At 32.4% G+C, this 14168-nt stretch carries 15 protein-coding genes and 2 pseudogenes; all 17 read left to right on the plus strand.

Going from position 1 to position 14168, the window contains the following annotated elements; translation table 11 throughout:
- The first annotated feature begins 9 nt into the window (after positions 1–9).
- The 17 genes and pseudogenes from KUA55_RS17185 (at position 10) to KUA55_RS18445 (ending at position 13782) form a co-directional block, all read left to right on the plus strand.
- Complete coding sequence (locus KUA55_RS17185; protein ID WP_218327609.1) at positions 10–1005, plus strand: SepM family pheromone-processing serine protease; 996 nt, start codon at positions 10–12, stop codon at positions 1003–1005.
- Between the two features lie 43 nt (positions 1006–1048).
- Positions 1049–2161 (plus strand): M20/M25/M40 family metallo-hydrolase, encoded by a 1113-nt coding sequence (locus KUA55_RS17190; protein ID WP_218327610.1) that lies wholly within the window; start codon positions 1049–1051, stop codon positions 2159–2161.
- Between the two features lie 316 nt (positions 2162–2477).
- Complete coding sequence (locus KUA55_RS17195; protein ID WP_246601592.1) at positions 2478–3128, plus strand: GTP pyrophosphokinase; 651 nt, start codon at positions 2478–2480, stop codon at positions 3126–3128.
- 115 nt (positions 3129–3243) lie between these two features.
- Entirely contained in the window at positions 3244–3924 is a 681-nt protein-coding gene (locus KUA55_RS17200; RefSeq protein WP_218327611.1) for an IS6 family transposase, read from the plus strand.
- A gap of 349 nt (positions 3925–4273) precedes the next feature.
- Positions 4274–4927 carry a Crp/Fnr family transcriptional regulator gene (locus KUA55_RS17205; RefSeq protein WP_218327612.1) on the plus strand — a complete coding sequence of 218 codons (654 nt, stop codon included), beginning with the start codon at positions 4274–4276 and terminating at the stop codon, positions 4925–4927.
- A complete protein-coding gene (locus KUA55_RS17210) occupies positions 4924–5658 on the plus strand; it encodes a nucleoside phosphorylase (RefSeq protein WP_246601593.1) in 735 nt (244 codons plus the stop codon). The genes KUA55_RS17205 and KUA55_RS17210 overlap by 4 nt, the downstream gene beginning before the upstream one ends.
- Positions 5659–5660: 2 nt before the next feature.
- Positions 5661–6350 (plus strand): nicotinamide mononucleotide transporter, encoded by a 690-nt coding sequence (locus tag KUA55_RS17215; protein ID WP_218327613.1) that lies wholly within the window; start codon positions 5661–5663, stop codon positions 6348–6350.
- An 8-nt stretch (positions 6351–6358) separates the two neighbouring features.
- A complete protein-coding gene (locus KUA55_RS17220) occupies positions 6359–6946 on the plus strand; it encodes an NAD(P)H-dependent oxidoreductase (RefSeq protein WP_246601594.1) in 588 nt (195 codons plus the stop codon).
- 479 nt (positions 6947–7425) lie between these two features.
- Positions 7426–7590: pseudogene (locus tag KUA55_RS17225) on the plus strand (DUF1440 domain-containing protein); the annotation flags it as partial.
- 261 nt (positions 7591–7851) lie between these two features.
- Positions 7852–8418 (plus strand): alkaline shock response membrane anchor protein AmaP, encoded by a 567-nt coding sequence (gene amaP / locus KUA55_RS17230; protein WP_218327615.1) that lies wholly within the window; start codon positions 7852–7854, stop codon positions 8416–8418.
- An 11-nt stretch (positions 8419–8429) separates the two neighbouring features.
- Positions 8430–8609 carry a DUF2273 domain-containing protein gene (locus tag KUA55_RS17235; RefSeq protein ID WP_218327616.1) on the plus strand — a complete coding sequence of 60 codons (180 nt, stop codon included), beginning with the start codon at positions 8430–8432 and terminating at the stop codon, positions 8607–8609.
- Between the two features lie 36 nt (positions 8610–8645).
- Positions 8646–9233 (plus strand): Asp23/Gls24 family envelope stress response protein, encoded by a 588-nt coding sequence (locus KUA55_RS17240; protein WP_218327617.1) that lies wholly within the window; start codon positions 8646–8648, stop codon positions 9231–9233.
- Positions 9234–9591: 358 nt separating this feature from the next.
- Positions 9592–9888 (plus strand): hypothetical protein, encoded by a 297-nt coding sequence (locus KUA55_RS17245; protein ID WP_218327618.1) that lies wholly within the window; start codon positions 9592–9594, stop codon positions 9886–9888.
- 420 nt (positions 9889–10308) lie between these two features.
- A complete protein-coding gene (locus KUA55_RS17250; RefSeq protein ID WP_218327619.1) occupies positions 10309–10509 on the plus strand; it encodes a cold-shock protein in 201 nt (66 codons plus the stop codon).
- A 61-nt stretch (positions 10510–10570) separates the two neighbouring features.
- Positions 10571–10801 carry a hypothetical protein gene (locus tag KUA55_RS17255; protein ID WP_218327620.1) on the plus strand — a complete coding sequence of 77 codons (231 nt, stop codon included), beginning with the start codon at positions 10571–10573 and terminating at the stop codon, positions 10799–10801.
- Positions 10802–11005: 204 nt separating this feature from the next.
- Positions 11006–11542: a hypothetical protein gene (locus KUA55_RS17260; RefSeq protein WP_218327621.1), complete on the plus strand. Its 537-nt coding sequence runs from the start codon at positions 11006–11008 to the stop codon at positions 11540–11542.
- A 791-nt stretch (positions 11543–12333) separates the two neighbouring features.
- Positions 12334–13782, plus strand: a pseudogene (locus KUA55_RS18445) (SulP family inorganic anion transporter).
- Positions 13783–14168: the final 386 nt, after the last annotated feature.

Genomic DNA, 14168 nt, shown 5'->3' on the forward strand with positions numbered 1-14168 from the left:
AGGTTGATTATGAAGAAATTTAGTAAATATTTTGTGATTGCTTTGTTTAGTGTTGTAGTTGTATATTTTGCTTTTTTTTACAGAATTCCTGATTTATATATAACTAAGCCGGGGCCAGTAGCAGATGCAATGGAAATGGTGTCGGTAGCAGACCACACCTCAAAAAGTGATTCAGAAATTTTGGTGACAACAGTCAAACGTGAACAAGGAACAGTATTTAAGCTAATCAGGGCCTTGATCCATCCTTATCAAAATCTAACAAAAGAAAGCCAGAACTACGAAGCGGTAAAACAGGATAGTAGAGATGTTCAGCGGGCTTTCATGGCAAATTCTAAACAAACAGCAGTGATGGAGGCTCATAGACTTGCTGAAAAGGAGAAGGAGCTTGATTTTGTTGGAATACGAGTGATGAATATTAATCGAGATGTGCAAAACTTGAATTCACTGAGAATAAACGATGTCATTCTTTCAATAAATGGTGAAGCAGTCACACCTAGCGCTCTAGCCTTACTCCCACAAAAATTAAGGGCGGCACGAACCGAGCTTGTTGTTGCGAGAGAAGGTAACAAACAGGAACTATCTATTCCGAGAATTACAAGAAGCGGCTATTTATTAAACGGTGTACTGGCAATGACTGCCAACGAATCAATTAGCATAAATTCTAAAGGATTCGGCGGACCTTCAGCTGGGGCGATGTTAACCTTAAGTGTTTATCAGCAAATTACAGGTCAGGATCTGCTAAATGGAAGAACGGTTGCTGGTACAGGAACGATAGAAACGAATGGCAGTGTCGGACTTGTTGGCGGAATTCCGCAAAAAGTCTACGCCGCACATAACTCGCAAGCGGATATTTTCTTTGTCCCTTATCTGGGAAATGAAGAAGGAACTTTTTCAACAAACTATTTTGAAGCTAGAAAAGTGGCAGAGGATATTCAGACTGAGATGAAAATTGTGCCCGTTGGAGATATGGCCGATATTATTGAATACTTGGAATTGAATGGTTAAGTTGTCATTTCAAGAGTATCAAAAATAAGAAGGAGGAAAAATTATGGATACAAAACGATTAGTTATAACATTTATTGAGTTGGTTCAGATTGATTCTGAATCGGGAAATGAAGGCAAAATACATGAATATTTAAAAAATAAATTTATGAAGCTTGGCTTGGAGATCGTGGAAGATAACAGTAAGGAAGATACCGGATTGGGTTCAAATAATTTAATTGTTAAGCTTCATGGAAAAGACCGCAATAAATTGCCTCTTTTCTTTTCCTGCCACACTGATACAGTTTTTCCGGGAAAAGGTATTGAAGTGATTGAAGAATCAGGGATTTTATCCTCTAAAGGAGAAACGATACTAGGTGCAGATAATAAAGCGGGAATCGCGATTATCATCGAAGCGATTGAAACAATTCAAGAACTAGGTATTACAACAGGAGATTTAGAGTTTGTTTTTTCTCCAGGAGAAGAAATTGGATTAATTGGTGCATCAGCCTTAGATATGCAGCTGATCAACGCCAAAAGTGGATATGTTTTAGACAGCGGCGGAGAGGTAGGTCGTGTGACTATAGCCAGTCCGACATTATTTATGTATGAGATTCAAGTAAAAGGACAATCAGCACATTCAGGTATAGAACCAGAAAAGGGAATATCTGCTGTTTCAATTTTATCAGAAGCTTTACAAAAAATTGAGATAGGTCGTATTGATGAGATGACAAACGCGAATATCGGAACAATTAATGGAGGAAACGCGACAAATATTGTTATGGATTCGTTGGTGCTAAAAGGAGAAGTACGTTCAGTATTGCCAGAAGTAGCAGAACAATTACTCAAGGAAATAGAAGAGGCCTTTAGTGTAGCAGTTCAAAAATATGGCGGCTCCTTTGAAATGACGGTAGAAAAAATGGCCACTGGGTACAATATTCCTGATGAAGCAGTGATAATGAAAAGGTTAGATAAGGCAATGCATAAACAGGACCTTTCCTTGATAAAGGAGATTAGCGGCGGCGGAAGCGATGCTAATATTTTTAATGAAAAAGGAAAAGAAGTTGTTAATTTGTCCATTGGCTATGAAAAAATTCATACGACTGAAGAATATATAGCTGTTGCAGAAATGGAGAAGGCTGTTAAATTGGTGATTGAATTGGCGGAGATGGCTTCTTGAGGATTAAAAGTCGATAGAAATTTTTTATGAACAGAGGACTTTCAATAAATCGTTGAATGAGCGGAATAAATCAAGAAAAGGGTAAAGAGCATGCTTGCAATAAGTGCTATTTTGTTAGCTAGTTTCTTATGTTTTTTTAAGATCATTCTAAAATGGTGGAAAAAAACTTTTTCTGCAACAGAACAGCTGATGAACTCGTTATTATTTGTACTGTTCTCTCTATTACTAATTATTCTTTCCTCTGTTCGTTTATTATTTAGACTGTGAACGAAACTAGCAATGCCTGTACTATAAATTTTATGAGTGGTGGGGAAAAATGAACGAAATTCATTCATTTCAACAAAAAGAAATCCAACAAGCGCAGTTCTTTTATGAATGTGCCATGAAGGAATGCGAAACAAAATTTCAAATTCTTTTTTCTGAATTATTAATGAAAAATGAACGCTCATCTATTCAAGGAGTTAGCTCAAGAGTAAAGACAAGTACCTCGATTTATGAAAAGTGTGATAGAAAAGGAATCCCTATAAAGTTGGATGAAATTCTGTCGAATATATTTGATGGTGCCGGTGTTCGGGTGATCTGCTCTTATATCGATGATGTATACCGAATCAGAGAAATGTTTCTTGGTCAAGATGATGTGATTTTATTAAATGAAAAAGATTTTATTGAATGTCCTAAGGCAAATGGCTATCGCAGCCTGCATCTGATTGTTCAATTACCAGTTTTTCTATCTAATATGAAGAAAAATATTGTTGTGGAAGTCCAGCTTCGTACAGCAGCAATGGATTTTTGGGCCAGCCTTGAGCACGAATTAAAATATAAAAGTGATAATAAAGATCCGGCGTTAATAAATGAGTTGCGCGTCTGTTCAGATAAAGCGCATCTATTAGATGATGAAATGATGGGGTTGAGAGACCGAATCATCGAGTTTAATCAAAAGCTAGAACGCTCTAAAAAAGGACACTGAGTTTAGCCGTTTTCTTAATAAATAAAGCTTTACTATTTTTGGTTCTGTTGCAAAGATTTCCAATACCCTACTTTTAAGATAAAATGGAGGGAAATGACAGCTTGGAGGAACGAAGATGGACCATTTTAAGGGGAAACAATTTCAAAAAGATGTGATTATAATAGCCGTAGGCTATTATCTTCGTTACAATCTCAGCTATCGTGACGTGCAAGAACTGCTTTATGATCGTGGCATTCAGGTGTGCCATACGACGATTTATCGCTGGGTGCAAGAATACGGACGCATTTTGTACCAGATCTGGAAGAAAAGAAATAGAAAAGCATTCTATTCATGGAAAATGGATGAAACGTATATCAAAATCAAAGGAAAGTGGCATTATTTATATCGTGCCATCGATGCAGATGGTTTCACACTTGATATTTGGTTACGAAAAAAACGCAATACACAAGCAGCGTATGCGTTTATGAAACGATTATTCAAGCACTTTGGTGAACCGAAGGTTCTCGTCACCGATCAAGCGCCTTCGATTGCTAGTGCATTTAAGAAACTAAAGAATCATGGTTTTTATCAGCATACAGAGCATCGAACCGTGAAATATCTGAATAATCTCATTGAACAAGACCATCGACCAATCAAGCGAAGAAATAAATTCTATCGAAGTTTACGTACAGCGGCGACCACGATCAAAGGGATGGAAACCATTCGAGGATTATACAAGAAAACCCGAAAAGAAGGCAGTCTCTTCGGGTTTTCAGTCTGCATTGAAATCAAAGGATTATTAGGTATTCCAGCTTAATCCGGACGTTGAACTAGACTAATGTTGCGATTTTTAAAACTTTGCAACAGAACCACTTTCGGGAAGTATCTAAAATCAATTTTGAAATTATCATTAATGGTTCATTTAATGATAATTTCCCGTTCTTAGTAGTTATTAGATCGTTCTTTTTCTTTTTTTGATCGGATTATAACAAACATCTTGTCCGTAATCTTATTATAGAAGCTCATTCGAATTATTTATTTTTTTAACAGACATTTGTCTATCATTTTTGTAAAACGCTTTCATTTATTGCTGATTTTATAGACTTTTGTCGTTGATACAACTTAAGCATTACTTTAAAATCATATATAAAGAAAGGATAACTATTATGGATATAGATAATTTGATTCAAAGATACTCAACGGCAACTCTACTATTAGAGTACTGCCCTTATAAAATTCTTCAAGAAATTATAATTTTAGAGTTTTCAAAAGGAGAATTTTTTCTAAATCAGGGTGACATCTATGATCATGTTTTTTATATAGTAAATGGAACAGTAGATATATTTATTGATAATTTTAAAGACAAACAAATAGTTTTGGACTCTTATGAAGCCGGAAATTTTATTGGTGAACATGAAATATTTAATAATCAACCCTTTAGTTCTTCAGTAGTTTCAACGAGTGAAATCATTTTACTGAAAATACCAAGAAAACAATTTCTTGAATGGTTATCATTAGATAATCATCTGAATAATATTCTCATAAATTCTTTATGTAACCAAATATATAAACTAAGCAATTTGGTGGAAACATACTCTTTATTAACCACAAAGGAACAAGTCTGTTTGATACTTTCTCAACTCTCTCCAGACAACAATATTATTTCAAGAAACCGCTTGTTAAAAAAAATCTCTTCGACTACTAGAAGTGTCGATAGAGTTTTGTTGGAACTAAAGTCAAAACATATAATTATCAATAGCAACGGAAATATACAAGTTAATGATTTTGATTTATTAGAAAAATTTGGAGGTAGTGTATGACTAATATTGAAAAAGTCGAAGCTCATATTCAATTAGGGAATTCGATTAATGTAAAAAAAGCAATAATCGCTGGTGATCCAGCTAGAATTTCTAAGATATCAAAATTTTTAGATAATCCATCAGAACTGAAGTTTAATAGAGAATTCAAATCAATTGTAGGTTACTATCACGGTGAAAAAATTTTAATTTTATCAACAGGTATTGGTTCCCCTTCAACTGCAATAGCGATTGAGGAATTATTTAACATTGGTGTACGCCAAATTGTACGAGTAGGTAGTTGTGGATCTCTCAGTGGTAATTTGCATATTGGAGATGTCGTTGTTGCCACCGGAGCAGTTCGTGAGGACGGTTTGTCTAAAGAATATTTACCTTTGTCATTCCCCGCATGTCCAAGCCATGCCTTCCTAGAATCTTCTTTTAGAATTTCTACAAAAGATATTAAATATGGAATAATAAGGAGTCATGATGGATTTTACATGAAATCTAACAATCAAAAAGAAGCTTTTTGGTCTAAGTACAATGTGCTTGCATCAGATATGGAAACAAGTATTTTGTATGTCATTGCTGCTGTACGCGGAATTAAATCGATTTCTATATTAAATACAGTTGTAGAATTCAATGAATCATTAGAAGATGGAGTTAACGACTTGGTAAATGGTAACAAAAAAATGCTGAAGGGAGAAAAAGCTTCAATACAATTAGCTTTACAAATTTTAACAGAAGGAGATTAATTATGAAAAAAGTACATGCACTTTTAAACAGTAAACAGTGGGACATTGGTTGGATTTCTCTAGGAATAATTTTAGTTATTATAAGCACTATCATAAGTAGCAACGGAAACATTACTTTAACAACTGTTACCTCTTTTTTAGGTAGTATCATAGGAATGACAGTAGTATTATTATTAGCTAATCAATCAGGTAAATTTGCTACTGGGTTAGGAGTAATTGGTGCTCTATTTGATACTTTTAACAATTACATGTTTGGGTTATCTGGAATGATGTTTGTAGGTATTTATGCGTTCTTTATTTATTTGAAAGGCTTCTTTTCGCTGGGTAAACAAATAGCAGTTACAAAGGTTACTAAATCCAATTTAATCATATCACTATGCATTGCTGTTGCAGGTGGTGTCTTATTGCTTACGTATGGATCAACAATACTTCCTAACAATGCGCCACAGTGGGTCATATATTGTAACGCCCTTGTATTCATCATACAAGTAGTTTCCCAATATTTGATGGTCGAAGGTAAAGCTATTGGTTGGGTAGGTTTTACAGTAATTAATGTAATTAATTTATGCTTGCAATCTTATGTTTATATAAGTGGTGCCAATCCAGCAGCTCTAGTATATTTAGCTATGACGTTCATGTTTTTACTAAACTCAGTAAAAGCACTTGTCTTATGGTATGGCTTTGGAGAATAGAAAGGAAAATGAAAATGAAGACTACTTTAATAATCGATCATCCTTGGGATAAGAGTTTTAATCATGCACTTAAAAATAGTTTAGTTACTGAACTGAAGGATAATCATATTGATTACCATCTTGTCGACCTGTATAAAGACGGATTCAACCCTATACTTGAAACAAAGGATCTAGCAACTTACCAAGCGGGTCTTTCAAGTGATCCTATCGTTAATAAATATATTAACATCTTGAGAGATACTGATAAACTTATCATTATTTTTCCAATATGGTGGTATAGTTGTCCTTCTGGATTTAAAGGATTCATGGATAAGGTCTTTCTAGACGGAGTAGCTTTTCACGATGATGGGTCAGGGCTAAAACCTTTATTAAACATTAAATCTGCACACATTTTTACAACTTCTGAACAGCCAACGGAGGGTTTACGTCAAAGATGTGGAAATGCATTTGAAGGTCAAATTATTACTACTTTAAAGGATATTGGCATTGAAAATGTATACTGGGATAATTTAGGGACTATTAGTGCCTTAACAGATAGAGAAAGACTTAACTTTATAGCCTCAGCTAATAGAACAATAAATGCCTGCTATGAATGAAAATTTTCTAAAAACCGATTTGTATATGCTTTGTGAACTACTCACCACTTAACTAAACCTAACGGCTTTTAACTCTTGAAGTGAGCGCTTCTTGGGAATAGAGCTTACTTGCAAGCATATTTCTTTACTCGTAGCGATGTCTCATATTTACCAAGCTATCCCCGTAGTTTCTAAGATTTTTGATTGTATCTAAGCTAATTCTTTTATTCTTAGACCTTCATCAAAATATTAAATTTTTCAAAAGTGTTACTTTTGGGTATACCCACAGGTAACACTTTTCGTTATTTCGAGAATCCTGTTCTACTATATTTTTAGAAATGCTAGGTAATGTGACTTTTGAATGGATATTATATCGATTCTTTTAGTTCGAAGGACATTTAAAGAACGTAATATGAGCCTGGTAGATAAAGCATTAATCAAGTACGATATTGTGAAACATCTTATCCCAACTGGAACTATACATTGGGGAAATTTAAATACTCATCCTAATGCCTGCTCTTGGAACAATTCCCGCTACATGGAACCAACCATTTGATGAACATGTATCAGAGTTTTTAGGTCACATTGTATGGGGTTGGTCTATAGCGGCAACTGTATACTATATTATTGCAAAAGACAAAAAAGGAAATCTTGTCAACATTTGAATTTTAACTAGTGATAAAAGTGTTACTTATGTACAGCCGCATAAGTAACACTTTTTAGTATGTTTGCAGTGATTTTTTGATTATTTCTAAAATTTCAGACATGTAACTTTTGAATTTTAGTGAATTAAAATTTTTATCAACTTAATTTTGCTTGATTAAGCTTTAGTGCTGATCTTCTTCTTAGTATAATTTAATGCTTTATATTTCAAAAATAAACGTTTTTGTTCTATGATAAGAATAAGTATTGGGGGGTTGGATAATTTGAAAAAAAAATCTAAATTTTTTTTATTTTTACTCGCACTATCGGCAGTTTTTCCTTTGTTTTTCACACTTGTTTCTTCACAAAAAGCTGTAAAATTACCATTCCATCTTATTGATGTAAGAGAATACCCTTTTTTTGATAATTTTCTAATAATTATTTTATTTTGGCTAAGCCTAGTGTGGCTAGTCATATTGCTGATTGCTTTAATAGTAATTATATTTTTTCCCAGCTATAGAAAACAAATGAAAATTAAATCAGAATCAGGAGCTCTTACAATACAAAAAAAAGCAATTGATAACTTCATTTTATGTATCTTAAAAGATGAGAAATTTGTGGCAAATCCATCTGTAACTACTATCTTTAAAGCAAAAAAAATAAAAATAAAAATTAAAGGTGATATCAGGGGATCCGATACTAATATTATCGAAAAAAAGAAATATCTTTCAACTGAAATAGAGACAAAAATAAAAGATTTATTCGGCATAAACGAGCGAATCCAAACAGTAGTCACTTTTAAAAATTATGAAAAATCAAAAAAAAATCAACAGACAAAACGAGTAAATTAAGGAGATAAATTATGAATCAAGAGCTTTGGAGAACATATAAACTTCCAATTATTTTTGGTATTCTTGGCCTACTTATCGCAATCTGTTTCATGACTTTAGGTTTTTTAAAAACAGTATTAATTCTAATATTCACTAGTGTAGGTATTTACTTAGGATTCTATTTACGGTCAAAAGGTTTTTTTGATCGATAATATAGTACATTAAAACAAATATAAGGAGGAACAAAAATGGATAATAAGGATTTAGCAAAGAAGAACAACGAAGGTAGTAAAGTTCCTGAACCGGATAATGAAATCAAAGGAACATTAACGTTTGATGACAAAGTTATCCAAAAAATTGTGGGTATCGCTTTGGAAGAAATTGATGGTCTTTTAACTGTAGATGGAGGATTCTTCTCTAATTTGGCAGGAAAAATTGTTAATACAGACGACGTAACCTCTGGTGTAGATGTAGAGGTTGGCAAGCAACAGGTAGCAGTTGACTTAGATATTGTAGCTGAATACGGTAGAGATATAACAAATATATATGATAGAATCAAAAAAGTAGTATCTCGTGAAGTTAAACAAATGACTGGTTTGGATTTAATTGAAGTAAATGTTAATGTTGTAGATGTCAAATCAGAGGAACAATATGAAAAAGACGCGACTACTGTACAAGATAAATTATCAGATGCTGCAGAAACTACTGGAGAATTTGTTTCTAAGCAAACAGAGAATGCAAAAGAAGCGGTTAGTAAAACTGGAGATAAATTAAATAATCAAGCTTCTAAAGCTAAAAAGACTGTAGATAATGCAACAGAGTCACGAGTAAAATAAAAATGTTTGGGTATTAATTTAGGTAAGAAGACATGGAAAATTTATTTCCATGTCTTCTTTTGATTTCTTGCGGCACTTTCTCATTTGAAAAATTTAAAAACATAGAATGCCATATAACCTTATGAAATTTTCCGAAAAAGTTATATTAAACCGTTCTATATGAATAACCTTTATAGGTATACTTGCAGATAACACTCTTGTTTTTTGTGAATACTACCATATCAGTCAGCTTTGGTATCGAGTAGTGTTACTTTTAACTGGTGATTAAATGAACACCAGTCATGATTAGACGTAAAACGTATTAAGATAAATAAAATGAAGAGGCTTAAATGTCTCTTTTAAAGAAGGATTGAGAGCTATGAGGACAGGTGTTAAAATCGGACTTGGTGTGCTAACTATTGCTGGTACGCATGTTACAATTAATTGGTCAGAAAAAATATTAAATAAAGTTGAACGTGAAGTGACACGCTACAAGACAAAGAAAGTTGTCAAAAATAAATTTAACGGGAATGAAAAATTATTAAATATTGTTGATGATTTATCTGATAACGAATTAGACTCACTTAGTCAAATCGTTAAAAGCGTTAAAACGAGCCGAGAAAAAATGAAGGATATGAGAAAGAAAATAAAAGATAGTGCGGGAATTAGACTGTAACCGAAAATTGTTAATTTTTTTTTAGTAGATTTATCTACTCCATTTTTCTATTTTATTTGTTGTTAATTACTTGTCAGGTATTTAGCTCTTTTTGTGCAAGTTCTTGACATAGGAGATAATTATAATGATTCAGCTAAAAAAACATCCAAATAATTAGTTTGAAAAGCTATATTTTCAATTTGTCAATTCGTTTAAAAAATATTAAGATTTTATGGCACAACTTAATCTCTTTCCTATCATATTGTTCTCATTCTATGAATTACCTTGTAATCTCTCTCAATAGATGATACCTTTAAATATGTAGTAAGGTTTCATTGTGAACGTTGTTTAACATTAATAAATCAATTTTAATGCTTCTACTTATCACTTTAAGATTCTATTGCAAATAAACACTTAAATGTGTAAATGGAGGTATTTTTTATGAATACAGGTACTGTAAAATGGTTTAACGCAGATAAAGGCTTTGGTTTTATTACTTCAAGTGATGGCTCAGATTTGTTTGCTCATTTTTCTTCTATTGAAGGTGATGGTTTTAAAACATTAGATGAAGGTCAATCAGTAACTTTCGATATTGAAGAAGGTCAAAGAGGCCCACAAGCCACTAACATTATTAAAGATTAAGATTTAAAGAAGATCATTGTTTGATCTTCTTTTTTTTATTATTAATAAGGAGGAATGTACTATGGCAAAAGGATGGGGAACATTTTATGCAACTGTACCATCTGATATTGGGCAACAATTTTCAACCGGTGAAGAAGTGTGGATTACTTATAATAAGAATTCTGAAAAAGTAACTATTGTGCGTATGTTAGTTAATTCCGCAATAGTACATTTTGACAATACCAGTGAAATTAACTACGATCATATAAACAACAGAACAGTCATTAGTTATTCTAAACTTCATAAAGTATAAAAACAGAAAATATAACATGTCCATTATAAGTATACTTATAATGGACTTTTGAATTTATTAATATTGCACTCATAGTGAATGTCCGTTTTATATATCAATTAGACTATTTTTCTTAAAAATCAATTTTTCTAATATTACATGGTATTTGAAACAAACATTTGATAATATATTGTTCGTAACAGTAAAAAAAGATAGGAGAGTAAAATGAGTAAATTAAAGAAATTTGTTTTATTTGGAATTGTTGGAATCGCTGGGGCTTTGACGTTTCAATCAGTAAATGCTGACGCTTCAACTCTTTTAAGAGTGTATAATCCTAATTCAGGTGAACACCACTATACATTAAGTTTTGATGAGCGCAATAGCTTAGTTCAAGTTGGTTGGAAAAATGAAGGTAAGGCATGGATAGTTCCTGATCAAGGAACCCCCGTTTACAGACTATACAACCCAAATGCAGGTGATCATCATTATACCTTAGATGACAGCGAGAAAACTTTCTTGGAGGGATCAGGTTGGAAGTATGAAGGAGTCTCATGGCAATCTGGAGGATCTACGCCTGTTTATAGATTGTATAATCCTAATGCTAAAAGTGGATCTCATCATTATACTTTAAGTTCTAGTGAACGTGATGACCTAGTTAAGGCTGGTTGGAAATCAGAAGGAACTGGATTCTATTCTACTTTTGAGGGAACTATGGGTTTCCCTGCTCCAAATGACTCGGTGATGGAACCTGGTGGTTGGTAACCAAAAGCTAATTTAAAAAATTTTTTCATTACCTTCTTTCAATAAAAGTTTTAAGGTATTAAACTGCCAGACTGGAGATACTTTTAGAGTACAAGCCAGATGAATAATTATTTAACGTCTCAAGTAACATAGTTAATACGATTATTTGTGGTGCTGAACGCTTCCAAGGCTTTTCTTGCGATTAAGATTAAGTTAGTATTTTTTACAAAATTTTTACTACAGAAAAAAAGTGATTAAATCATTCTGAGACATTTTTTCGTAAAGAGCTATATTAATAGAAATATGTACTAAAGGGTCAGGAACTCAAAAAGTTTTTGACTCTTTTAAATTACGTTAAATTTATTATTCTTTAGCAGAGTATAACATTTATGCTCATTAAATGGAGAATTCTTGTTTAACTTTACTTTTTGAGTTTTGAATAACAAAAGTTTATGTGCATAACTTAATATTTTTCCCTACAGAATGGGCCTGTGATGAAATAATCATATTAAGTATGTGAAAGTTATATGCATAAGGTGATTTTACTATGAAGTATTGTCATGTTAGCGTGCCCAAAAAGGAACAAGATGAATTGGCTTCTATATTATAAAAACGGCTCCTATAATAAGATTTATATCAGAATACCAAAGAATAAAATTTAATTTTTAAAGATATATTTAATAATATTATAGAGATTAAATACAGTTATACTCACATTTAAAACTGCTTTACACTATTGATAATGCATGTATACCGTGAAGTATGATATTATAATTTAGTTACTATTCAATATAGAAAGTTAGGTTTAGAGTATGTTATTTAGCATAAACAAAAATGAATGGGTAGGCAATTTGCGAAATGATTTTTTGCTGGCTTGGTTTCTTCTATAGCAATATTGCCTGAAGTTGTTGGTTTCGCTATTATTGCAGGTGTAAATCCAATGGTGGCACTACTAGCTTCTGCAACAACTGTTTTAGTAATCTCTTTTACGGGAGGTAGACCTGCAATGGTTTCTGCAGCAGCAGGATCAATGGTACTTGTAATGGCTACACTTATTAAAAATCATGGTATTGAATACATGATAGCTGCAACAATTTTGACAGGTGTTTTACAACTATTATTGGGATACCTAGGTATTCAAAAACTGATGAAATTCATCCCTAAAACCGTAATGTTTGGATTTGTAAATGCACTGGCTATTTTAATCTTCTTAGCTCAAGTTCAACAATTGCCTGGTCAATCGCTTGCAACATATGCAATGGTTATTACTTCTATCGGACTAATGTACTTACTTCCAAAGATAACTCGTGTGGTTCCACCAGCACTAATTGTAATCATAGTTATGACAATCATTTCTTTATTTTTTTTCGAAATACTTAAAAAACATTGGAGACTTAGGTAGCATTTCCCCACTTCAAGTAAGTATATCATTCCCTGATATTCCTTTTAATTTAAATACCTTAACAATAATATTCCCATCAGCTATAGCTTTAACTTTTGTGGGTTTAATAGAATCGCTTTTGACTATCCCAATTGTAGATAGTTTAACAGAGACATCTGGGGACAGTAAACGAGAAGTTAAAGCCCAAGGTCTTGCCAACATCATTACTGGAATCTTAGGAGGTCCAGCAGGGTGCGCTATGATTGGCCAAGCAGTTATAAATGTTAAATCAGGAGGTCGTAAAAGATTCTCGACCTTTACTGCGGGGATTTCTTTATTGATGTTAATATTTTTCATGAAGAATATTATGTTACAAATACCTACAGCTACTTTAATTGGAATTATGATCACTGTTTCTTTCGAAACTTTTGAGTGGGAAAGTTTGTCTCTTATAAAAACATTCGAGGTAACGGAAAGCTTCATTATGGTAATTACAGTAGGTACAATTGTGTATACGCACAATTTGGCCACAGATATATTTATTGGAGTTTTGATAAGTTCTGTAGTTTATATGGTAAAATCATCATCAATCTCAGTGGTATCTGTAAATAATATTTTTGCAGTAACTGGGCCTTTATTCTTTGCTTCTACACACACATTTAGTGAACATTTTGATAAAATACAAAATAGCCAAGAATTATTAACTATTGATTTTACTCAGTGTAGAATCCTTGATTATTCAGGAACGACTGCAGTACAGCAAGTTATTAAAAAATTACATGATAAAGGAAAGTCAATAAGTATAACAGGGTTAGAAAAACACAATCCTAAGTTTAATTATGATGTGCAAAAAATTATATCTGAATTAAATAAATACTAGTTATTTATTTAGTTCAGATATAATCGTAATGAGCATACGTAGAATTCATTCCATTTTATAATTCCTAAACAGACATAGCTCTTTATAAAAAATTCCATCAAAAAATGTGAAATTATTGAAATAAAATGAATGGCGTTACAAAAAGATATCTTTTTTATCTACATAAATCACATTATACTAAGTTTATTTTTTTATTAAATATAGTTATCAATGAAATTTGAACAAGGATAAAAAATACTTTGAATTACTTTCTCTCCAAGTAAATTAAAAGTAGTATTAGGTATTATTGTTTCTAATATTCCTTCCTTTGATTCAATTCTTAAAAAACACTACTCTGTATATTATAAAGTGAGTTCGCAAATATAACACAAGGTTAACTTTTAGTT

The organism is Enterococcus alishanensis (assembly GCF_019218635.1).
Taxonomy (GTDB): Bacteria; Bacillota; Bacilli; order Lactobacillales; family Enterococcaceae; genus Enterococcus_A; species Enterococcus_A alishanensis.